Origin of the sequence: Paludibacter sp. (genome assembly GCF_009712605.1) — a bacterium.
Taxonomy (GTDB): domain Bacteria; phylum Bacteroidota; class Bacteroidia; order Bacteroidales; family Paludibacteraceae; genus Microbacter.
Map to the genome: position 1 here is coordinate 174,815 of NZ_WASO01000002.1, position 22,754 is coordinate 197,568.

The 22,754-nt window shown below is 44.1% G+C and carries 16 protein-coding genes; all 16 read right to left on the minus strand.

Annotated features, from left to right (window positions below):
* Positions 1 to 151: 151 nt before the first annotated feature.
* Positions 152 to 478, minus strand: a complete 327-nt coding sequence (locus F8N35_RS03705) for a cupin domain-containing protein (RefSeq protein ID WP_293050003.1) — start codon at positions 476 to 478, stop codon at positions 152 to 154.
* A 168-nt stretch (positions 479 to 646) separates the two neighbouring features.
* The gene (locus F8N35_RS03710; RefSeq protein ID WP_293050004.1) at positions 647 to 2,839 is read right to left on the minus strand and encodes a glycoside hydrolase family 3 C-terminal domain-containing protein; all 2,193 of its coding nucleotides are present in this window, start codon (positions 2,837 to 2,839) and stop codon (positions 647 to 649) included.
* A gap of 164 nt (positions 2,840 to 3,003) precedes the next feature.
* Positions 3,004 to 5,337, minus strand: coding sequence for a glycoside hydrolase family 3 N-terminal domain-containing protein (locus F8N35_RS03715; protein ID WP_293050005.1), 2,334 nt, complete (start codon positions 5,335 to 5,337; stop codon positions 3,004 to 3,006).
* A gap of 399 nt (positions 5,338 to 5,736) precedes the next feature.
* Entirely contained in the window at positions 5,737 to 8,172 is a 2,436-nt protein-coding gene (locus F8N35_RS03720; protein WP_293050006.1) for a glycosyl transferase, read from the minus strand.
* Positions 8,173 to 8,212: 40 nt separating this feature from the next.
* Positions 8,213 to 10,621, minus strand: coding sequence for a glycoside hydrolase family 2 TIM barrel-domain containing protein (locus F8N35_RS03725; protein ID WP_293050007.1), 2,409 nt, complete (start codon positions 10,619 to 10,621; stop codon positions 8,213 to 8,215).
* Between the two features lie 290 nt (positions 10,622 to 10,911).
* Positions 10,912 to 13,311 carry a TIM-barrel domain-containing protein gene (locus F8N35_RS03730; protein WP_293050008.1) on the minus strand — a complete coding sequence of 800 codons (2,400 nt, stop codon included), beginning with the start codon at positions 13,309 to 13,311 and terminating at the stop codon, positions 10,912 to 10,914.
* 315 nt (positions 13,312 to 13,626) lie between these two features.
* A complete protein-coding gene (locus F8N35_RS03735) occupies positions 13,627 to 15,096 on the minus strand; it encodes a cellulase family glycosylhydrolase (protein ID WP_293050009.1) in 1,470 nt (489 codons plus the stop codon).
* Positions 15,097 to 15,357: 261 nt separating this feature from the next.
* Positions 15,358 to 15,795 (minus strand): rRNA maturation RNase YbeY, encoded by a 438-nt coding sequence (gene ybeY, locus F8N35_RS03740; RefSeq protein WP_293050010.1) that lies wholly within the window; start codon positions 15,793 to 15,795, stop codon positions 15,358 to 15,360.
* 22 nt (positions 15,796 to 15,817) lie between these two features.
* The gene (locus F8N35_RS03745) at positions 15,818 to 16,336 is read right to left on the minus strand and encodes a hypothetical protein (protein WP_293050011.1); all 519 of its coding nucleotides are present in this window, start codon (positions 16,334 to 16,336) and stop codon (positions 15,818 to 15,820) included.
* Between the two features lie 76 nt (positions 16,337 to 16,412).
* Entirely contained in the window at positions 16,413 to 17,159 is a 747-nt protein-coding gene (locus F8N35_RS03750; protein WP_293050012.1) for a glucose 1-dehydrogenase, read from the minus strand.
* A 38-nt stretch (positions 17,160 to 17,197) separates the two neighbouring features.
* A complete protein-coding gene (locus tag F8N35_RS03755) occupies positions 17,198 to 18,376 on the minus strand; it encodes an MFS transporter (RefSeq protein WP_293050013.1) in 1,179 nt (392 codons plus the stop codon).
* A gap of 11 nt (positions 18,377 to 18,387) precedes the next feature.
* Positions 18,388 to 18,936: an isoprenylcysteine carboxylmethyltransferase family protein gene (locus F8N35_RS03760; RefSeq protein WP_293050014.1), complete on the minus strand. Its 549-nt coding sequence runs from the start codon at positions 18,934 to 18,936 to the stop codon at positions 18,388 to 18,390.
* 34 nt (positions 18,937 to 18,970) lie between these two features.
* Positions 18,971 to 19,447, minus strand: a complete 477-nt coding sequence (locus tag F8N35_RS03765; protein WP_293050015.1) for an isoprenylcysteine carboxylmethyltransferase family protein — start codon at positions 19,445 to 19,447, stop codon at positions 18,971 to 18,973.
* 549 nt (positions 19,448 to 19,996) lie between these two features.
* Positions 19,997 to 21,034 (minus strand): potassium channel protein, encoded by a 1,038-nt coding sequence (locus F8N35_RS03770; protein ID WP_293050016.1) that lies wholly within the window; start codon positions 21,032 to 21,034, stop codon positions 19,997 to 19,999.
* Positions 21,035 to 21,128: 94 nt separating this feature from the next.
* Complete coding sequence (locus tag F8N35_RS03775) at positions 21,129 to 21,941, minus strand: oxidoreductase (RefSeq protein ID WP_293050017.1); 813 nt, start codon at positions 21,939 to 21,941, stop codon at positions 21,129 to 21,131.
* 223 nt (positions 21,942 to 22,164) lie between these two features.
* Positions 22,165 to 22,551 carry a hypothetical protein gene (locus F8N35_RS03780; RefSeq protein WP_293050018.1) on the minus strand — a complete coding sequence of 129 codons (387 nt, stop codon included), beginning with the start codon at positions 22,549 to 22,551 and terminating at the stop codon, positions 22,165 to 22,167.
* Between the last annotated feature and the right edge of the window lie 203 nt (positions 22,552 to 22,754).

Below are 22,754 nucleotides of genomic sequence, written 5' to 3' on the forward strand. Positions count from 1 at the left end.
TATGTGAAAAAACATACATTTTGATGAAATAAAAAAATATGCCTAAAAATATAAATATCAGAGGGTTTTACATTGGTGTATCTTCACTTTAATCAACAAAAAAGCGCCGGAGAGAATTATCTCCCGGCGCTTGCATTAGTTGCTTCGAAAATTATCCTTTGATCATTGTTAGCAGCATTTTGAACGCTTCCACAGCTGTCAATGCATGAGGGTGATTGGCAGGCATGATGATGCACTCGCCTTTTTTGACCCGATGAGGATTACCATCGATACTGATTTCTACTTCTCCATCAAGAACTTGAACAATTGCATCAAAAGGAGCGGTATGTTCGGTGAGGCCCTGTCCTTTGTCGAACGAAAAGAGAGTGACATTGCCTGCAGCACTTTTAATGATCTGTTTGCTTACAACGCCGCCTGCAGTATATTCCACAGAGTTTTCCAACGGAAAAACAACGGCTTTTTCAAAAGGGGTATTCATTGTGTTATTATTTTATGATTGATACAGTTTATTGTTATTTGATATGACAAAGATACTACCGGAAATGACCATAAAACTGTAATCAATATTACACAAGTGACTGAAAATTAAAAATGCCGTCAATTGGATTGACGGCATTTTAGAAAGCGTTATAGAAGCAGCTATGAATTACTGTACTTTCACGTCTATTTTCCCTTTTATGTCGCGCGACGAGCAGCCTACCAATAATTGGTAAGCTCCTTTTTCGACATTCCATCCGTGTTGAGCTTCGTCATAAAAAGCAAAACTGCTAACCAGAACTTCCATCGTCACCGTCTGGCTTTCGCCCGCTTTGAGGAATACTTTCTGGAATGCTTTCAACTCCTTAGAAGCACGAGTCACTGTCGATTTAGGCTTGCTTACATATAACTGAGCGGTTTCTGCACCGTCAACTTTACCGTTGTTTGTCAGTGTAAAGCTTACTTTGATCGTACCGTCCTGTGTTACTTCTGCTTTATCAGCAGTGGGTTTTGAATACGCAAAAGAGGTATAACTCAAGCCATAACCGAAGGGAAATAAAGATGCAATGTTTTTCGTGTCAAACCAACGGTAGCCCACCAGAATGTCTTCCTTGTAAAGTTCGTTGATGCTGTCGCCGGGGTAGGAGAGCTTGCCGAAAGAGTGAGCTGCATTATCTTCCAGTTTTTTCGGGAAAGAGAATGGCAATTTACCCGATGGATTTACCTTTCCGGAGATGACATTTGCCAAAGCGTTTCCGGCTTCGGAACCCAGATACCATCCTTGCATAATTGCAGGAACTTTATCAACCCATGGCATTGCCACTGCATTTCCGCTCAGCAGTACCACGGCCGTGTTTTTGTTGGCTTTTACTAACGCGTCGATAAGTTTGTCCTGACCGAAAGGCAGATCTAACGATTTGCGGTCACCTCCTTCACAATCCTGAAAATGGTTTTTGTTGAGTCCTCCGATGAAAAGTACAACATCTGCATTTTTTGCAACTTCGACAGCAGCCGCAACTAAAGAGTCTGCATTCAGCTTCGATTTCATTTCCCGACCATACATTGACGGACCGGAAGCATATCCCATGCTGTAAACAACGTGATCTTTACCATATGCAGCGGTTAAACCGGCTAACGGTGATACTTCGTAGGATACTTTCAGGGAGGAAGAACCGCCTCCAATCACAAGGCTGCGTGTTGCATTTTCACCAATAATGGCAATTTTATTGTATTTGCCTGTCAGAGGGAAAAATTGTTTGTCGTTTTTTAATAGAACAATACCTTCTTCTGCAATTTTACGTCCGGCTTCGCTGTGTTCCGGTGAAACGAAACGACCGAAAGGACGGTTTTCGCTCATGGTGGTACGGAAGACTAATCGAAGGATCCGACGGGCTTTATCGTTGAGCAAAGCCATGTCGTATTTGCCATCTTTAATTCCTTTCAGGAAGGAATCTGCTAAGTAATAAGAAGAATAGGAGAACTTTCCTTGTGTAGTTAAGCCATTGGTATAAGTTCCCATTTCAATGTCAAGGTCGTTTTTGACGGCCTGATCGGTATTGTGTGTTCCGCCCCAGTCGCTGATTACTACACCGTCAAATTTCCAGTCCTGTTTCAGAATCTTGTTCAAAAGCAGGTCGTTGTGACAGCAGTGTTCACCCCTGAACTGGTTATAGGAGCCCATAATCGACCATGCTTTACCTTCCTGTACGGCAGCTTTAAATGCCGGAAGATAAATTTCGTACAAAGCACGGTCGCTTACATTTACATTGATATGTCCGCGCCATTCTTCCTGATTGTTCAGCGCAAAGTGTTTTACACAGGCAGCGACTCCGATGGACTGTACACCCTGAATATAAGGTACAACCATGCGTGATGATAGATAAGGATCTTCTCCCATGTATTCGAAATTTCTGCCGTTTAACGGGGTGCGATAGATATTCACGCCGGGGCCAAGTAAAACGGTTTTATTCCGGTAGCGAGCTTCTTCTCCAATTGATTTGCCATAAAGCAAAGAAAGATGAGGATTGAATGTGGCGGCCAAACAGGTAAGTGCCGGGAACGCAGTACAGGAGTCGTTGGTCCAGTGTGCTCCATCCCATTCATCCCAGAAAACTTCTTCGCGAATGCCGTGAGGTCCGTCATCGGTCCATACTTCGGGAATACCCAGACGGGGAACTCCTTTAGAACTGAACTTGGATTGAGCATGACACAATGCTACCTTTTCTTCGGTAGTCATCAGCGAAAGAGCGTTTTCTACCCGTTCTTCGATTGGTTTGGTAACATCAAGGTAAGCAGGTGTTTTTTGTTGCGCAGAAACCATCAGAGAGGCTCCGAGTGCAATTGTGACGAGAATAGATTTCATCTGGTTCTAATTTGTTTTTAAAGGTCAGATAGAACTTCATGACAAAATATGATCATTCCTTTGTGTGTAAAAAGCAATAGATTTTGTCATGGACGTTTCATGAATTAATATGAGAATTTGAAGTTGAATATTTTTGTTGTTAAACTGTAACGGTTGTGTGTCTGTTATTTTAAGTAGCTGTCCCAAACCTTTGTTTCATCGGCGATGACGGATAACTTCTGATTTCCGCAACGAACGGTGAAACTTCCGGCTTCTAAACGCCATTTGTTGTCGAGGCCGACAAAAGCAAGTTCGGATGCAGGTACCTTCAGCGTGATCGTTTTTGTTTCTCCCGCAAGCAGACTGACTTTTTCGAATGCGCGCAGACGTTTGTTGTCGGGTGTAAGCGATGCTACATCGTCAGAAACAAATAACAATACTGCCTCTTTACCGGCTATTTTACCTGTATTTTTCACATTAACAGTGAATTCAAGTTCATCGTTTGCATTGAAGTGTGTTTTGTTGACTTTCAGGTTTGCATATTCAAAAGAGGTATAACTCAACCCAAAGCCGAACGGATATTGTACGGCATTGTTGGCATCGTAGTTATAGGCTCCTTCCATTACTTCACGGTTTTCCGACGGTTTATAGTCGTAATTAGTCAATAGATTGGTATATTTCGGATAAGTGTAGGGCAGTTTTCCCGAAGGATTCACATCGCCATACAGAATATCGGCCAGTGAAAGGCTACCGTAGCTGCCGGGTAGATAGGTGTGAACAACTGCATTTGCAAGTGGTTCGATATCGGAAAATACTCGCGGGCGACCTTCGTTGAGTACCAAAACGATGGGTTTACCGGTTTTGGCAAGTTCGCTAACAAGAGCTTGCTGATTTTTCGACATCTCCAGAGAGGTGAGATTACCCGGTGTTTCGCAGTAAGAGTTTTCACCGATACATGCCACGATAACATCGCAACCTTTGGTAGCGGCAACTGCCTTGTCTATTTCAGGACTATTTTCGTCGTAGTATTTGCCTTTTTCATTGTAGGTTACGCCCGGTTCGTATACTACGTGATCTTTACCGGCTTTTTGTTGCAATGCCTCCAGAATGGTAGCTCCGGCTTTCTCATGTTCCGGCGTTTTATCTCCCTGCCAGTTGCGGCTCCAACCACCGTTCAATCCGCGCTTTGTGTTTGCATTTGGTCCCGTCACCAGAATGCGGTAAGCCTTCTGCAGTGGCAACAAATAGTTTTTGTTCTTTAGTAAAGTAATAGCTTCGTCAGCAGCCGATTTGGCCAGTTGCTGACTTTGAGCTGATCCGAAATTTGTATAGTCAGTGCTTTTCCAGGTGGGTTTATTGAACAGACCTAAGCGGTATTTCATGCGAAGAATGCGGCGAACGGCATCATCGATGCGGCTCATCGAAACTTTGTTTTCTTTCACCAGCGCTACTAAATCTTTGCAATAATTTTCGTCGTACGGAATCATTGCCATATCCACGCCGGCATTGATGGAAATCATAATTGCTTCTTTGTCGCTGGAGGCGATCCGGTCGCGTTTGTAGAGGTTGTTGATGTCCTGCCAGTCGGTTACCACCACGCCATCGAATTTTAGTTCATTTTTCAGAATATCGGTGAGAATGTGGTGGCTGGCATGAACCGGTTCGCCGTTGATGATGGCAGAATTTACCATCACCGATAATGCCCCGGCTTTAACGGTAGCAGCATACGGTTTAAGATGGCGTTCGCGCAGTTCGTTTTCCGGAATCATGGCGGGAGTACGATCCTGACCGCTTGTCGGTACACCGTAGCCCATGAAATGCTTCAAACAGGCAGCCACATTGTACATTCCAACACGATTAGGGTCGTTGCCCTGATAGCCTTTTATGCAGGCAACACCAAGTTCGGAAGTGAGAAAAGGATCTTCCCCGTAGGTCTCCCAAATACGCGACCAGTTGGGATTGCGTCCCATATCGAGTACCGGCGAGAAGTTCCAGGGAGTGATGCTGGCACGGACTTCGTAAGCGCTCACTTTTGCTCCTTCGTATACCAACTGACGGTTGAATGTGGCAGCCATGGCGATTTCCTGCGGAAACAGTACCGAGCCTTCCGTATAGTTGGCTCCGTGAATGGCATCAACGCCGAAAATCATAGGAATGCCATTGGATTTTAATGCAATTTCTTGCAATTGATTGTTCAGTTTATCCCATGTGGCAGTGTTTTGGGCAATGCCGGCCGGTGTATTCAGTAACGAACCGGCTTTCAGGTCTCCCAGAAGGTGTGTTGCTTTGTCTACATCCACTTCGACCGGAAAATCGGGAACTCCCGGTATTTTGCTTTTCAATACGGCGTCAACACTGAATTGAGCCATTTGCCCCACTTTTTGTTCCAATGTCATCTTCGACATTATTTTCGAAATTTGAGCTTCGTAAGGCGAAGCCTCTTTGACAGGAATAAAACTCAATGATATTGCTCCGAAGATAAAAATGCCGGCACTGAGTAGTAAATTTTTGTGTCTCATTTGTTTTGTGTTTTCTGAATTAGTTTCATTGGCTCTGTTTGCAGACTCTTGCTGAAAATCGTGTACAAAAATATCAGAATATATCTATCAACAGAAATGAAACCCCTCTATTAATACTCTACAAGAGGTGTTGAAAGAAAATAAATGTGGTTGGTTTTCAATGAATTTGTGACTAGATGTTGTTCTACAGAAAGATAAATGCACATTACATTGAGCAATGTTGGTTATCCATAAAGCAAACATATCAATAGAAAAACAACTTTGCTTACAATATGCCACGCGGACATTGGCCTTCCGCACGGTATTCTGAGTTTCATCTAAAATTTGAGCGGCTTTGCTGATCTTCTGTTGAATTCACGGTTTTTCTGGTTTCTCATTAAGAGAAACCAGAAAATAGCATTATAGCGTTACTTCTACCCGACAGATTTTGCCTGCCGGCATCTCTGGAATAATATTTCCAGAAACGGCTTTCCCGTCGACAACAACCGATTTCACCCCTTTCATATTACCATTCGGATTTTTTACCGAAATTTCGTAGGTTGCACCGCGGAACTGGCGGGTAACGGTGTATTCTTTCCAATCGGCAGGGATACACGGATCGATGCGCAGGCCGTCATAAGTAGGCTGAATACCGAGAATATATTGCGAAATGGCGTAAAAGTTCCATGCTGCCGTACCTGTAAGCCATGAGTTTTTGGCTTCGCCGGGCTTGAAGGCATCTTTACCGGCAATCATCTGCGCATACACGTAAGGTTCTACCTTGTGCAGGTCACTGATATGCTCGGTGTACGACGGACAGATTTTGCGGAAGTATTCCCACGCACGGTCGCCACGCCCTTGCACCGTTTCGCCAATGATAATCCATGGATTGTTGTGGCAGAAGATACCTGCGTTTTCCTTATAGCCAGGAGGATAACTGGATATTTCACCGTATTCGATGTAGTATTTTGTAAATGCGGGATTGTTGAGCACAATGCCGTGTTCGCAGTCAAGGCGTTCTTTTACCGAGTCGAGAGCTTTGGTTACCAGGCCTTCTTCGAGACCGATACCGGCCATTGTACACCAACCGTTGGATTCAATAAAGATTTTCCCCTCTTCATTTTCGTTTGAGCCGATTTTGTTGCCGAAATAGTCGTAAGCTCGCAGGAACCATTCGCCGTCCCAACCGTATTGTTTCACAGCTTCAATCATCGCATCCACATGCTTCTGTGCACGCTCGGCTTCTTCGTTTTTGCCTAATTTCTTGCACAACTCCACATAATCGTTGCCGTAAATAACAAACAGTCCGGCAATCATCAAACTTTCAGCTTTGGAACCTTCGGTTTTATTTTCTGTAGTCTGGAAGCTTTCGTTCGGATCGTTGGAAAAACAGTTGAGGTTCAGACAGTCGTTCCAGTCGGCACGGCCGATCAATGGCAATCCATGAGGTCCGAGGTTGTTGATTACATGGTCGAACGACACGATGAGGTGCTCAAACAGCGAAACCTCAGAGCCCGGCACATTGTCGAACGGAACGGGTTCGTCCAGAATGGAAAAATCACCCGATTCTTTGATATAAGCAGTAGTTCCAAGGATGAGCCACATCGGGTCATCGTTAAAACCCTGACCAATTTCGTTGTTCCCTTTTTTAGTCAATGGCTGGTACTGATGGTAGCAGCCGCCATCGGGGAATTGCGTGGAAGCAATGTCGATGATGCGTTCGCGGGCGCGTTCGGGAATTTGGTGTACGAAACCAATCAAATCCTGATTGGAATCGCGGAAACCCATGCCGCGACCGATACCACTTTCGAAGAACGATGCCGAACGCGAGAAACAGAAAGTAATCATACATTGGTACTGATTCCAGATGTTCACCATGCGGTCGAGCTTTTCTTCTCCGGTTTTCACACTGAATACATTCAGCAGGTTATCCCAGTAAGCACGCAGTTCGGCCAGTGCTGCATCCACTTTTTCTGCCGTGTCAAAACGGGCAATAGTTGCTTTGGCTTTGGTTTTGTTGATGATGTTTTTGCTTTCCCATTTTTCATCGTCGGCATTTTCGACATAGCCCAGCACAAATACAAAATCTTTCGACTCGCCGGGTTGCAAAGTTACTTCAATGTAGTGCGAGGCAATGGGAGACCAGCCATGTGCCACCGAGTTGCGCGGAGCTCCTTCGAGCACAGTCTGCGGTTCGTCGAATCCGTTGTACAGCCCGAAGAAGGTTTCACGATCGGTTTCGAAGCCGTCCAGAGCTACATTAGCAGCGTAATAAGCATAATGATTGCGACGCTCTTTGTATTCGGTTTTGTGATAAATCACAGAGTCTTCTATTTCTACTTCGCCGGTGGAAAAATTACGCTGGAAATTTTCCATATCGGTAGCCGCGTTCCACAGACACCATTCAACGAAGGAGAATACTTTCAATGTCTTTGCTTCCGAAGTGGTATTGCGCAGCGTCAGTTTTTGAACTTCGGCCCAGGTTTTCAGGGGTACAAAGTAGAGCACTTCGGCTTCCACACCGTTTTTTACGCCTTTGATGGTGGTATAATTCATCCCGTGGCGACATTCGTAGCTGTCGAGAGGAGTTTTGCAGGGCTTCCAACCTGGACTCCAGATAGATTCGCCGTCGTTGATGTAGAAATACTTGCCACCGCTATCCATCGGCACGTTGTTGTAGCGATAACGGGTGATACGGCGGAACTTGGCATCCTTGTAGAACGAATAACCACCGCCTGTATTTGAAACCAGGCTAAAAAAATCCTCGTTGCCTAAATAGTTGATCCATGGCCACGGTGTGCGTGGGTCGGTAATGACGTATTCACGTCGGTTGTCGTCGAAATGTCCGAATTGCATTTTTGTTTGATTGTATGAGAGTTGTTGATAAATGATGTCTTTACTTGCTGCTTATTTCCACGATTCCCGTTGCCAATCCTGCCGATGTTGCCGTCAAACGGATAATGCCGCTTCGCTTTTTCGATTGGATGACGCAAAGAGCCTTGCCGTTGAATGCCTTGCGATGATCGGCTTTGAACGACTCCATGCTGATTGGACTGCCGTTATCCACTCCTGCGATTTTACCCGGGCCTTCTACTTTGAATTGCACCAAATTTTCGGCATCGGGCACAATGGTTCCGTCTTTATCCACGATGTCTATGGTTACAAAGGAAAGATCGCTGCCATCGGCGGCAATTTTGCGACGGTCGGCTGTCAGTCGGATTCGATTAGGAGCTCCGGCAGTCTTTTCTTCAGTTGCGAATACCTGTTTCCCGTTTTTGTAGGAAACAGCACGCAGCGTTCCTGCTTCGAACGGCACTTTCCACATAACGTGTAACTGATCGCCCACTTTGTGCTGGCGTCCCAATGAACGGCCGTTGAGGAATAGTTCCACTTCGTCAGCATTGTTGTAATAGGCCCAAATATCCACGTTTTGTCCGGGTTTCCAGTTCCAGTGAGGGAAAATATGCAGTACCTGTGTTTTGGTACATTCACTTTGATACATGTAATAAACGTCTTTCGGGAAGCCCGCCAAATCGACAATGCCAAAATAAGAACTGCGCGAAGGCCATGTGTAAGGAGTCGGTTCCCCGATATAGTCGAAGCCGGTCCAGACAAACATGCCCGAAACATACGGATTAGCCTTCACGACTTTCCATGTCTCTTCGTGAGTCGATCCCCAGGGAGCCGAGCAATTGTCGTAAGCCGAGCAGAAATGATGAGGCGTCGAGTAGGGAATGTCCCAACGTTTAGGTATGCGAGCGATGCTATCGGATGGCATTTGATACCAACCGCGGGTTTGTAATGATGAGGTCGATTCAGTAACAATCAATTTTTTGCCCGGATAATCCTGTTTGAACTTCAACCAGTTCTCGATGTGGTAATTGATGCCGATCAGATCGGTTGCACCACTATTGATGATGGCATTTTTCGGATTTGGGTTGTTGTTTGCAGTGACGATTGGGCGGGTCGTATCAAGGCTACGGACAATAGAACACAAATCTTTCATGATACGAGCTCCTGAATTGAGTGAATCGGGTGCTTGTTCGGGAATCTCGTTGCCCACACTCCACACTACCACGCTGGGATGATTTCGGTCGCGGAGTATCTGATCCTGCAGGTCGCGCTTATGCCATTTCTTGAATTCGTGCGAATAGTCGAAAGTGGTTTTGCTCTTTTCCCACATGTCGAAAGCCTCGTCCATCACTACAAAACCCATTTTGTCGCAAAGGTCGAGTAATTCGGGAGCCGGAGGATTGTGCGATGTGCGGATGCCGTTGCAGCCCATTGCTTTGAGAATTTCCAACTGACGTTCGATGGCTCTTTTGTTGACCGCCGTACCAAGACAACCTAAGTCGTGGTGATTACATACGCCTACAATTTTAAGAGGTTTCCCGTTGAGCGAAAAACCATTGTCTGCATCGAAATTGAATGAACGAACGCCCACCAGGCTTGTTACCTGATCAGATAGTTTTTTGTTGACATATAGTTGAGAAACAAGTTTGTAGAGATAGGGGTCTTCTGTGCTCCAAAGATGAGGCGCGATCAGTTCGAGTGTCGTGTTGTATTTTTTGTCTTTTGAGTCAACCTTGCCGTTTTGTGCAACCAGTTTGCCTTCGGTATCGTACAGTTTTGCCTCAATGGTAACTGCGCTGCTGTCGGCCTCGGGCAATGAGACCTGAAATTCCGTTTTAATAGTGGCTTTTTGGGGAGTTACTTTCGGAGTAGTGATGCCGATACCCCATTGTTTGAAATGGGCGGGAGAAACCGCATTCAGCCAAACATTGCGGTAAATGCCAGAGCCGGAGTACCAACGCGAATTGGGTTGATGCGAGTTGTCAACCCTGACGGCAATCACGTTGCGTTTGCCCAGTTTTAGGTATTTGGTAAGTTCGTACTGAAATGAGATATAGCCGTTGGGACGTTTGCCAAGGTAATGGCCGTTTATCCAAACTTCGCTGTTGCAATATACCCCGTCAAAATCGATAAAAATATCTTTGCCTTGATAGATGTTTTTGTCAAGTATGAATGTTTTGCGATACCACCCGATACCTCCGTTCAGGTAGCCGCCGCCATATTCAGCTTTGCTGTTTTTGTCGAATGAACCTTCAATGCTCCAGTCGTGTGGAAGTGTGAGCATTCGCCATGACTGATCATTAAATTCCGTAGATTGAGGGTTGACAGTGTCACCCAAATGAAATTTCCATCCGTCATTGAAATTATCCGTCAAGCGAGGATTTTTTACAACATTGCACGACAGTAGCGTCAGTATCAATGCGGCCGAGAAAAAACTAACAATTCTGTTCATACTATAGAATTATAATTGTGTAAAATGTTTGTTTGTGAGAATGTTATCCGGTTCGGTGAAAAACTGGACATCCGTTCTTCTCAGACTCAAATTTACAGGATAATTTATTAAATCGATGTGTTGACGGAATAAAAAAGGTGTTTGTTGGTTAATGAGTTGGCTATCAATATTTTGAATGTGCTTTAATCCGTTCGACCTTGAACAATATTGATTTGTTGATAGACAAGGTAGTATCAAATCAGATAACCAGTAGCCTGTTTTTGAATCAGGCTACCGGTTACTGGTGTTTCTTATAAGTTCTTTACGGATATTTCGGCTCCGTTGTACTGAACCGTTTTTGCTGTTTTTGCAGGTTCAATACCAATTCCGTTTTTAGCATTGACAAACACAACACGGAACGTACGGTCTTTTACCATTCCGGTAAATTCGCCCTGACGGTTACCGATAGTCAGCGTTTTTGCAGCTTCGTTCCAGTGAAGTGGAATAGTTGCAAATTTGCCTTTTTCGTAGTTGTAATTGTCATTTTCGTCTTCATAAATAACGAAATCGGCATCTGCGCCCGCGTAAACCCGCAGTTCGATCGGATCGGCAGGCTTTTCGTTTGCATACTGGAGGTACGGACCCATCGGCACAATTGATCCGGCTTTGATGTAAAGCGGCATTGTTTCGATAGTTGCCTTTGCATCTATGCTTTTGCCCCCTTCAATTTGCTTGCCTGTCCAGAAGTCATACCAGTTGGTCGATTTTGGCAGATACACCTTGCGCGTTTTTGCGATCTTTTTACTGTCAGGTGCACTGTAGAGTTGTTGTGTTACGGGGTTTACAAGGAATGCCGGACCGAACATGTACTGGTCAGGAATGTTCTTTACTGCATCATCGTTGCGGAAGTCGAAGCCGAGAGAACGCATGATGGTGTACCCTTCGTTGGTTACTTTCCACGAGAGAGAATAGAGGTATGGCATCAGACGGTAGCGCAGATTATCATATTTCATCAGTACGGAACGTGTGTTTTCGCTCCAGTTTTTTGAGAAGATGGCCCGTTCGCCTTTGCCGTGAATACGGAAGATAGGACTGAAAGTGCCGAACTGGAACCAACGTGTAAAAAGTTCCTGGTTGGTAGGTGTCGTCCAGTCGGGCGATTGCCAGTTGAGGTGGTAACCGCCTATGTCTGACGTCCAGTAAGGAATACCTGATGCACAAGCGTTGATTCCCTGAGGAACCTGGTTGCGGAAAGCTTTCCATGTGCAGGTAATGTCTGACGACCAAAGCGTTGCCGAGTTGCGTTGTTGTCCGGCAAAAGCCTGACGAATCAATAAGAAAACACGTTTGTCGGCAATCTCTTTCCGCCAGTGTTCGTATAATCCGGTAGAGTGCATCAGTGAGAAGGTATTCATATAGTCGATGCCACGTCCGATTGCAAAGTGGCTTTGGCGCCTTAAATCCATGTATTTGTCAACTCCGATATTACCGTTGTCGGGTTCGCACTGATCTACCCACCAGGCATCCCAGCCGAAGCGGCCTATCAAACTGTCACAAGCTTGTCTCCAGTAGAGGTCACGTGCCTGTGGACTGTGAGCGTCGTAGTAATAGTCGAGAATGTTGGTCATTACATTGAGCCATCGAATGTCAGTCATGCCTCCGGAATGACTCATTTGGTTGAATGGCTCGGTACCTTTCGAAAATACCGGCCAGATTGAAATCATGGCGTGGATATTGGAATTGTGCAATTCGTCAACCATTGCCTTGGGATTTGGGTAGCGCTCCGGCCACATCACGTGCGATCCGATAACGTTGGGTTCCCAGTAGAACCAGTCCTGTACGATGACGTCGACCGGAATCTTGTTGTTGCGGTAACCATCTTTTACAGAAAGAATTTCGGCCTGACTCTTATACCGGTCCTGTGACTGGAACAGTCCGAATGCCCATTTAGGGAACATCGGTGCATTGCCCGAAGCATTGCGGAAAGTGGAAATGATATTATCAAAATCGGGTCCGTAAATGAAATAATAGTCAACCATATTGCCGCTTTCCGAAACATATTTGTATTTGGTGTTGCCGGCTTCTGCTCCGTAGAAATTCGATGCAGAGTAGTTGTCCCAGAACAAACCATATCCTTTGGTGGAAAGCATAACAGGAATGGCACCTGTCATATAGCGGATGGCAAGTTCCTGATTACGGCCTTTGTAATTGATGGAGAGAGAATCTTCCGGATGACATCCAAGTCCGAAAAGCGCTTCGTCGGTCGGCGATTGAAACTGAGATGTACAGTTGTAAACGTCGATACCGGCTATGGTCGTGGGTGTCATGGTTTTGTTTTGAGAATCATCTTCTGCCAGAATTGCATTCCCTGATAAATCGAAATATTTGACAGCGTTAGAAGCCTTGTCAACCAAGATTTTCAATTTTGGAGTGGTAATAACCAGTTCACCTGCTTTTTCGGTCACATCAAATGATGGAGCAGATTTGAACGGGTTGGTGATTACTAACGATGGTTTTTCGATAAAGAGCGGTAAAGTGGTGTATTTTACCTCTACCATGTTATCGAAGCATAGCTTCACTTTCATTAAACCTTTGTTGAGGGTACAGGTAATGCCGTCACTGTCTTTTTTGTACGACAAAACCTTCGCTTGCAACGGGGCTGTTAAACCCACAAGAAGCATTAGGATCAGGATGTTCTTTAAGTTTTTCATTGATTCGTAGGTATAAAGATTAAAGATTAGGGTGTTATGTGATTTGCGTTTCTTAGTATAGAAGTCGTTTTGACTTTTTTGGGTTCTGTAATTTATAGTTTATTTTTACTCATCGACCCCTCTCACGACGACTTCGTGTCGGAGTCAGATATTTATCGTCTGACCTAACCTCCCCTAAATGGGGAGGAACTCGTCCTTAAAACGAGTAAATGTTGTGCATTTTGCAAATGTTACAGCCCCTATTTTGGGGAATCGAAGATAAGCGAAGCTAATGGGGGTCAAAAATAAAAAGTCAAGATGACTTCATGATAATTCTTAGTAAGGATAAACGCCGTTCGAAGATCCGGTTACAATGGCATTCAGTGCCTGACTATCGAAAACTGAACCGTTACTCCGGTTGATCAGGGCAAACCCATTGTTGCCTGTTACTCCGTTATCCCAATAAAAAGGTACTATGCCGTTATTTTTTGCATATTGCGTCACGTATCCCAGATAATAGGCTCTTGATGCCAAATGATTTGTCAGTGTTGTGCCTGAAAGTGAAGAACGTCTTACTGCTCCAAATTCACCGAGAATAACAGGATAACCTTTGTCCACAAAGTTAGTTTTTATCGTGGAAAATTGTTGTTTTATGTAATCTTCCTGTCCCCAGGAGGAAATTTTCCCGTATGCTGCATAGCTTGAACCCCAAAGATTAACCGCGGAACTGCTCGTATCTCCACAAAAATCCCACGGATCATAACAATGCACTTCCACCATTAATCTTTTGGATGCACTGTCGTCAGGTATTTTCATATAACTGATGGCATAGCTGATGTTGGTATTGTACGACTGCACAATCAACGTGCGGTAAGCATTCTTTCCTCCGGTGGAACGAACTGCATTTACAAAAGTTTGATTATAGGATAGCTGAACGGCAATGTTTTCTGCCGAAGGTGCATTGTAGTCGAAGTGAACCTCATTGGTTCCTGCAAATAGCAGGTGCTCATCGTAATCGCGGAAATAGGCCGCAATCTGCTGCCAGTAAGCTTTTTGTTTGGCATTCACTTTTTCCTGATATGCATATAGCGGATGATTCTCGAGCCAGCCTCCGTCCCAGTGAATATTGAGAATGACATACATGTTGTTTTTATAACAATAATCGACAACCTGTTTGACCCGAGCCAGCCAGGTTGCTTTGATTTTATAAGAGATCGTGTCTTCCACATAACTGTCCCATGCGCATGGAATTCGGACAGCGTTGAATCCGGCAGCTTTTACGCCGTCAATTAATTGTTGCGTGGTTAATGGGTTTCCCCAGCCGGTTTCGTTGCCGGGCACTTCGAGTGTGTTGCCAAGATTCCAGCCGATAGTTATATTGTGAGCCAGTGTTTTGGCCTCCGAAGTCATGCCGACAGAACTTGCTGCTATCGGAGAACTATAGTCTGGAATGGACGGAAGTGCAGATTGGGAGACCTTAACCGAGACAGTGTCGTTGTTGTTTAAGGTAAATATAATTTTTGCATTGCGGGCTGTGAACGAATTGTTACCCGAGACGCTGATGGTTACGTCGGTTTCTTTACTTGAACTGGAATTTACGGATAACGTGCACCACGACTGATCGGAGGTGGCATTCCATTTGGTTCCGGTCATTTTTACCGTTACAGAACTTGTTTGCGAGGAGTAGTTTAGGGCAATAGATGAGGTGGAAACTGCAATGGTCTGTTTTGACAGGGATGGGTCATTCCCTTTGCAGGATGTTATAAACGCAAAAAGTACCAGCGCTACGTAAATTGTTTTCTTCATGGAAGGTTGATTATTGATGATTGTTAGGTTAATCTGGAGAAACAGAACAAAGACGGCATACTCGTTGTAATTGAGATAACCTTCTTGCTCAATGCGTTTTCTGGTAATGAATTGGTGTTCGGGTCGGAAAAACGACTGACCCTTCCAGTTTAATCATTCAAAGATAATCAAAAAAGAGAGCTGGTACTGATACTTTTTTTGCAATTGTTAATGCTTTGTTGCTCGTATTTGCGTGTTTTGCAGTCGGGTAAGTACTTCTCTTTATACGTTGAGTAAAGCGTACTTTGAACTAAACAGACTGAGCGCTTCGTTTTCTTTGCGGATCATTTCAGCGCGTTCTTCCTTCGAATGATCGTCTTGTCCGCAAAGGTGTAAAATTCCATGAATCATTACCCGATGTAGTTCGTTTTCGAAAGTGACATCAAATTCTTTTGCGTTGTCAGCAACGGTGTCGAGGCTGATGAAAATATCCCCGTTGATTTTGTCTCCTTCGTTGTCGTCGAAAGTGATAATGTCGGTGTAATAATCGTGTTGCAGGTATTGACGGTTTACCTCCAGAATCTTTTCGTCGTCGCAGAAAATGTAAGAAATTTCTCCGGTTGTTTTGCCATGAAGCTGCGCAACTTCTTTGATCCAGGCGGATATTAAACGCTTGCGAAGTTTGGGTTGAGGTATGTTTTCGGAGTAATAATGAATCATAATGGAGTGGATAAGATGTAATTTATTTTATTTTTTTGCTTTTACCTTCAATGTAAGGAGTGAAGTGTTCTCCGTCTTTCGAAAATTCAAAGCAAACGTTTACTGTTGTATTGTCAATCAGACTATAGGTCAGACGGAAAACCGGCATGTTTGGCGTTTTTTCACTGGTGAAGACAATCTTTTTCTCACCAACAGTTACCGTGTAGTGGATCGTGTGACCTTCATTATCGAAGTAAATGGCTTTCAGTGGTTGTCCTTCTGCTTCGTTGTAGATGGTCATGATGTCGTCGTGCCTGAAAGCCGGTTTGTTGGCAGTAGCCGGAAATGCAGCATAAGATTTCCGGATCAAAATGTTGGCATTCAGTTCGGATTCAAAAGAAAAGCCACCTGCACCTTCTCCCGGCTGTCCGTTGCCTTCACCTTTCCACTCGCCCAAAAGCCATTGCCATTGCTGCCATTTCTGATTGTTTTGCGCTGACACTGATGTTGTAGAGAGTAAAATCAGGAATAAAAATCCTGTCAAAAAATATTTAGTTCTCATGCTTGTGTTTTGTTTCTAATAATTTGATGCAAAAGTAAGAAATATTGCCCGATTTGGATTGATTGACGCCTAAGAGTTAGGGTTCGTAAATCATCTTTTTGGTCATGCCTCCGTCAATGGTGAGGTTGGTGCCGTTGATAAAATTATTGGCAGGGTTGGTCAGAAACAGGCAGGCGCGGGCAATATCTTCGGGTTTGCCAACCCGCTGCGAAAAATGTTGCGTGTGGTCGATGTCGTGTAATTGATCGTATTCCCGGGTTTCAATCCAGCCCGGACTAATGCAATTGACCTGAATATGATCCGGAGCAAACGAAGCAGCAAGTGCATGTGTCAGGGCAACAATTCCGCCTTTGGTGGCTGCGTAAGCCTCGCTGTTCGGCTCCGACATAAAAGCCCGTGTGGAGGCAATATTCACGATGCTCCCTCCTCTATGTAGCTTCATCGTTTTGGCAGCCTCACGCGAACATAGAAAAGTGCTGCGGAGATTGGTATTGATCACAGTATCCCATTCTTCAACCGACAGTTCGTAAGGTGACTTCCAGCAGCCAATGCCAGTATTGTTGATGAGAATATCAATTAGCCCGAACTGTTCAACTGTTGATTTTATTAGTTGTTCAATGTCAGAAGGATTTGCTACGTCTGTACGAATAAAAATAGCGTTGTAGCCGTTGGCGCTTATACGGTCAACGGTTTTCTTTCCGAGTGGAGCGTTGATATCGGCAGCTATCACCGTGGCGCCTTCTTTTGCATAGGTTTCGGCAAGGCATGTGCCAATACCTTGTGCTGCTCCGGTAACAATTACTATTTTTCCGTTGTATTGCATATGTTTTTAATGTGAATTTGGATGTACAAAAATATAAATTAAGCGGGCTGATTTTGTCGCGGAATCAATAAAAAGTAAATGATTACGATTATCGAGACGGTAGCACTGGATGCAAATGCGACCGCAGCTCCGAAATGAAACCAAATAAGTCCTGTAAGTGAACTGGCCAACAAAGAACAGATACTTTGCAGTCCGGTGAGGGTGCCAATGGCAGTAGCCGTGTCTTTAGAATCGGTGATGTTGGTGATCCATGCTTTGGAAATACCTTCTGTTGCCGCGGCATAGAGTCCGTAGAGAAAAAACAAGGTGCTGTATAAGATTAGATTACCTTGTAGGGCAAAACCAAAGTAGACGCAGGCAAACAGTGCTAGTCCGCTCAGGAAAATGGTTTTCAGCCCGATGCGATCGGCTAAGATGCCCATGGGGAATGCAGACAGAGCATAGATAAGGTTGTAGAAAATATAAATGCCAATTACCCACGTGTCGTCCAGACCTGATTGTTTTGCTTTAAGTAGCAGAAATACATCAGAACTGTTGAACAGTGTGAACAACATTAAGCCGATTACTACGCGTCTATAGAGCGCCGGACTTTCATTCCAGTAGCTCAAAAAGGAGAAAAAGTGAATGCGAGCATTGTTGATAGGTCGTATGTCTCGTCGTTTTTCTCTTAACAGTGTGGATGCTGCAATAGCCAGTAATCCGGGAATAAATGCAATGATGAACAGGGTTTTATAATCCTGTGGATGAAAATACAGATATAGAAGTGCCAGCGAAGGACCCAGAACAGCACCTAAAGTGTCCATTGATCGGTGAAAACCGAATATTTTGCCTTTAGAATCGACTGTTGTTTGCTCGGAAAGTAACGCATCTCTGGCTCCGGTTCGTATTCCTTTACCAAAACGGTCGAGCGTGCGTGCAAAGAAAACCCACAGCGGATAAATAAATAGTGCCAGCATTGGTTTGGAAATAGCACTAAGAGCATATCCAAATTGCACGAATGGAGTCCGGCGCCCTGCTGTGTCCGACAGTTTACCGAAATAGCCTTTGCTTAATCCGGCAGTGGCCTCTGCCACTCCTTCCAGAATGCCTATTAATACCACCGAAAAGCCAATCGTTTTGAGGTAAATTGGCATGACGGGATAGAGCATCTCGCTGGCGGTGTCTGTAAATAAACTGATGAGCGACAAAATCCATACGGTGCGGGTGATGAACTTCATTTACAGATGGGTTAAAATAAGTAAGGTATAAAACGTTTTGTGCGTTTCATGTAGTCCCGGTATTTTTCTCCAAAGCAGGCAATACACTCTTTTTCGTCAAAAATAGCAGTCAGGTAAAGAAATACAGAAGCTGAAAGTGAGGCTAAAAATGCGTCGATAACTGGATTCTTAAGAAAGATACCCCATGTTAGCAATAATAGAGAGCAATACATAGGATGCCGGATGTATTTATAAATGCCGCTTTCTACCAGTTCGGTTGTCTCTTCAAATTTGTAGTACGAGTCGTCTTGTCTGCTTTTCTGTGGTTTGCCTCTCTTTTTGAGCATGATAATTCCCGCTACTGCAGGATAAATGGCTCCAAATAGCAGTGTCCATGAGATTATTTGCAATATTTCGAATGGATTGCACAACCAGTATGGATAATTGATAGACAGAAGAAAAGCCATGCTTTCCCATGCAAAAAAGCGATAAAATCCGTGACTTCGTATTTTGAACAGGCTTCTACGTGATATGGCCAAAATAGGGAGGCTCAACAGAATGAAAACGACAAAATTCTCCATGGTAAATAGATGTTAGGGTTTCCGGACGATAGTTTTACGTCAAATGCTTTTTGAAACGGGGAATCCAGCGTGGTACTTTTTGCTTGTATTGCCGGTATTCCTCGCCGAATTTCCTTTCCAGATTCGGTTCTTCGTACATCAGAAAATAGATGTCGTTGATCAGGAAGAACGCGATTGCCCAGATGAGAATGGAGTAGGAGAGTATGCAGACAGCTTCCCCGATGAGGGTAATGACTACTCCTGTAATCATAGGGTTGCGCAGGTGAGCATATAGTCCGGTGGTGATGAGTTTGCGGGTGGGAAACCATGGAGCTAAAGTTCCATTTCCCCAACGGATAAATTCAATTATGGCTCCGCTCATCAGGGTTAGTCCGGTAAATAGAATGATGCCGCCGGTCAACATGCAAAACATGTTTCTTATAACCCAATGCTGCTCAATCAGAAGTGGTACAATCAGAAGTACGGTGATGGGCAGGATGAATGAGATAATGTGTTTGACTACCGTTTTCATTGATATATAAGTTATCAATATCGAAAAATAGTCATGGGTTATTCTAACGGATGACACGGTAAAGATACAGCCGAATTGGCAGTTTTAGTCTGCCTTGGATTCAGTAGTGTGCTTTTTTGTCTCTATCCATTTGTAATAATAAATCGGGTAAAAGTGGCCTCCGCATTTGCAGGATGATGGATTGCTCGGATGGATAGATCGAACCTGAAAGCATTTATCGCATTTTTCTGTGGTACAATTATATTTGGGATGTTCTGATTTATACCAAAAACATGTTTCAAGAATAGATAGTAAAATGCCAAAAACACACGCAATTGTTAAGTTTTCAGGCAATTGACCTATAACTTCGTGGAGAGTAAGCGTTTTTTTTGATGGATGAGTCTTATCAAATGGAATAAAAAGTTCTGCTAACGAGAATAAAAAGAGACTGGTTGGAACAAAGAGAAGAAATAGTTGGAGCCCGTTTCTCCATCTCTTTTTCCTTGATTTTTGATTGAAAATCCGTTCTTCTTCCTCCAGCTCTCTATCGCTTTTCTTTACCCACATAGGCTATTTTGGTTCTTTGCCGATCTTCTTTAACAGTGTTATTTCATCATCTTTGCCAAAGACCAGTAGCCGGTCGCCCAGGCTGATTACATCATCGGCCTTTGGATTAACCTGAAGGTCGCTATCGGCAGAATAACAGCCAATAACAACAAGATTGGTGCGTTGAGGAATATTGGCTTCGCGATAGGTTTTGCCGATAAGGTCGCTCCCGCTGCGAATTTCTACTAAACGAAATTTATAGTCGCGCAACTCTTCCTTGCCGTCGGTTAGTTCCACAAAGCTGAAAAAGTCGGTGGTGGAGGTGGCTAAAGAGACAATCCGGTCGGAAGCCAGGTCGATCTGAGAAATGATGAAGTCGGTACCTGCTTTTCTGAATTTTGCAGCCGAACTGGCATCTTCCACACGGGTGATTACCTTTATGTCTTTGTTAAGATCTTTTGCACTGAGTGTTACAAAGAGGTTTTCGGCATCCGAGGTTAATACTGCAATCAAAATTTTGGCGCGTTCGATCCCGGCCTGAATAAGAATCTCGTCATTGGTTGCGTCGCCAATGATGTGAACCAGATTTTTGTCGTAAAAGTCTTTGAGCTTTTCGTTGCGTTCGGGATTGCTTTCGATCAGAACTACTTTTTTGCCTGTGCGTAACAAATCTTCCATAACACGTTTGCCGGTTTTGCCGTAACCACAAACGATGTAGTGGTTCTTCATGTTTTCAAGTGCAGTATTCATTCGTTTGATTTTTAATAGTTTTGCTAATTCGCCTTCCAGCAGGAAAGATGACAGTTTGCCAATGGCGTAAAACCCGGCAGTAAAGCCTGCAATTATCAGAAGAATGGTGAAAACCCGCCCTTCGGCGTCGAGTGGTTGTGGTTCCCCGTATCCGATGGTGGCAAAAGTGATGACCATCATGTATAGCGCATTCAACGGGGTATATCCCTCAATGAAGATATAGCCCAGAATACCGACAATCAGGATTAAAATGAGTGCGGATATCGGAACCAGAAATTGTCTCCAGATTTGTGATCGTATGTGTCGGTTCATGTGGTTTAAAGATCAATAAAAATATTGCCACGAAATATTTCTTCGGCAAAGGCGTCAACCTGATAAATGAGAAAACCGGGCATCGTCTGTCTGTTTATTTTAGCATTTTCAGAAAGAGAGAGTCGAGCATTTTGTCGCAAAGTAACATTCTCATTAGAAGCGTGGTTTTTGCCATATAACCGGCGCTATATCTTGCTTTTGGGCGCTCTGCCTCTATAGCTTTTAAAATGAGTTTGGCTATTACATCAGGATCAGAATGCTTGTCCGTCGTTTTTTTGAAGGCAGTAGCAAATTTTATTACGGCTGCTTTGTAAGCCGACTTGTCAGAACTTTTTTCAAGGTTGTCGAAAGCAATGGGACCCCATTCGGTTTTAATTCCACCCGGTTCAATCAATATGACATCAATGCCAAAGGGTTTAACCTCGTTGCGGAGACTATCGCTCAGGCCTTCCAGTGCAAATTTGCTGGCATGATACCATCCGCCGAAAGGTGTCGCAACTTTTCCCGCGATAGACGAAATGTTGATGATTTTTCCGTATCGGCGGTCACGCATTCCCGGCAAAACCAATTGTGCGAGGCGTGCGGCGCCAAATACGTTGACCTCCATCTGGTAGCGGGCATCCTCTAAAGAAACGTCTTCAACGGCGCCGTAAAAGCCGAAGCCGGCATTGTTAATCAGAATGTCAAGACGTCCTTCGTTGTCCATGATGTGTTTGATGGCCGTCGTCATCGACTTGTCGTCCACTACATCCATGCTGATGGTTTTTACTCCGTATGGCTTCAGGGCATCCATTCGTTCCACCCTTCGGGCTGCACCGTACACTATATAGCCATTTTCTGCCAGCAAATGGGCTGTCTCCATACCAATGCCCGACGATGCTCCGCTGATTAATACTACTGGTTGCATAACGAAAAAATTAGGAAAGAAGTGTGACTCGTTACAATGTTTCTGTCTACAAAGCTAAAAATTATTTTTTGCAAATATTATATCAGAAATCCTGTTTTGGTGTTATTGTTTTCTGTTTTTACGGCAAAGTGTGTATTACAAGGATGAGAATCCTATCTCTGGAAAATAAAAAAAGGCCGTTTCGGAACCAACGAAACGACCTTTCACCTTAAATAACACCTACTTAATTGGAAGGATTCCCACCTTCCGAACCATTGAACCTGGTTTGCATTTGTTGCTTTCTGCCATCCTGATATGTTTTGTACTGTTCAGGAGTCAATATTTTTTGTAATTCAGCATCTTGTTTTGCCATAATGGTTTGCATGCTGGTACGCATATCTTCACCACTTTCTCTTGCTGCAGCCATGTCTTTTGACATTTGGAGATAGACAGCATGTACTTTTGTTACTTGTTCGTCAGTTAATTTTAGAGAGGTTTTTAACCTGTCTGTCATTCGCGTAGCTCTCTCTTCGGGAGAGGCATTACCACCGCGTTGGCCCTGAGCTAACGCAACTACCATGCTTAATACCGTGAAAAGCATAGTCAGCATAACGATTTTTCTTGTTTTCATCAGTAAATAGTTTTTTGTTAATGTCAGATGAAACTCGCATGTTGTTGATAATTGCCCTTTAGAGAGTTTTTTTGTGGTCAACAACATGTTTACTTCATCGCGTTTGATAAATAAGGTTTGATTCAAAGTTTATCGGCAGAACAACTCTCCTGAAGACTACCGATAAACTTTTTTACTAACTCGTCTACGATAAATCAGACGAA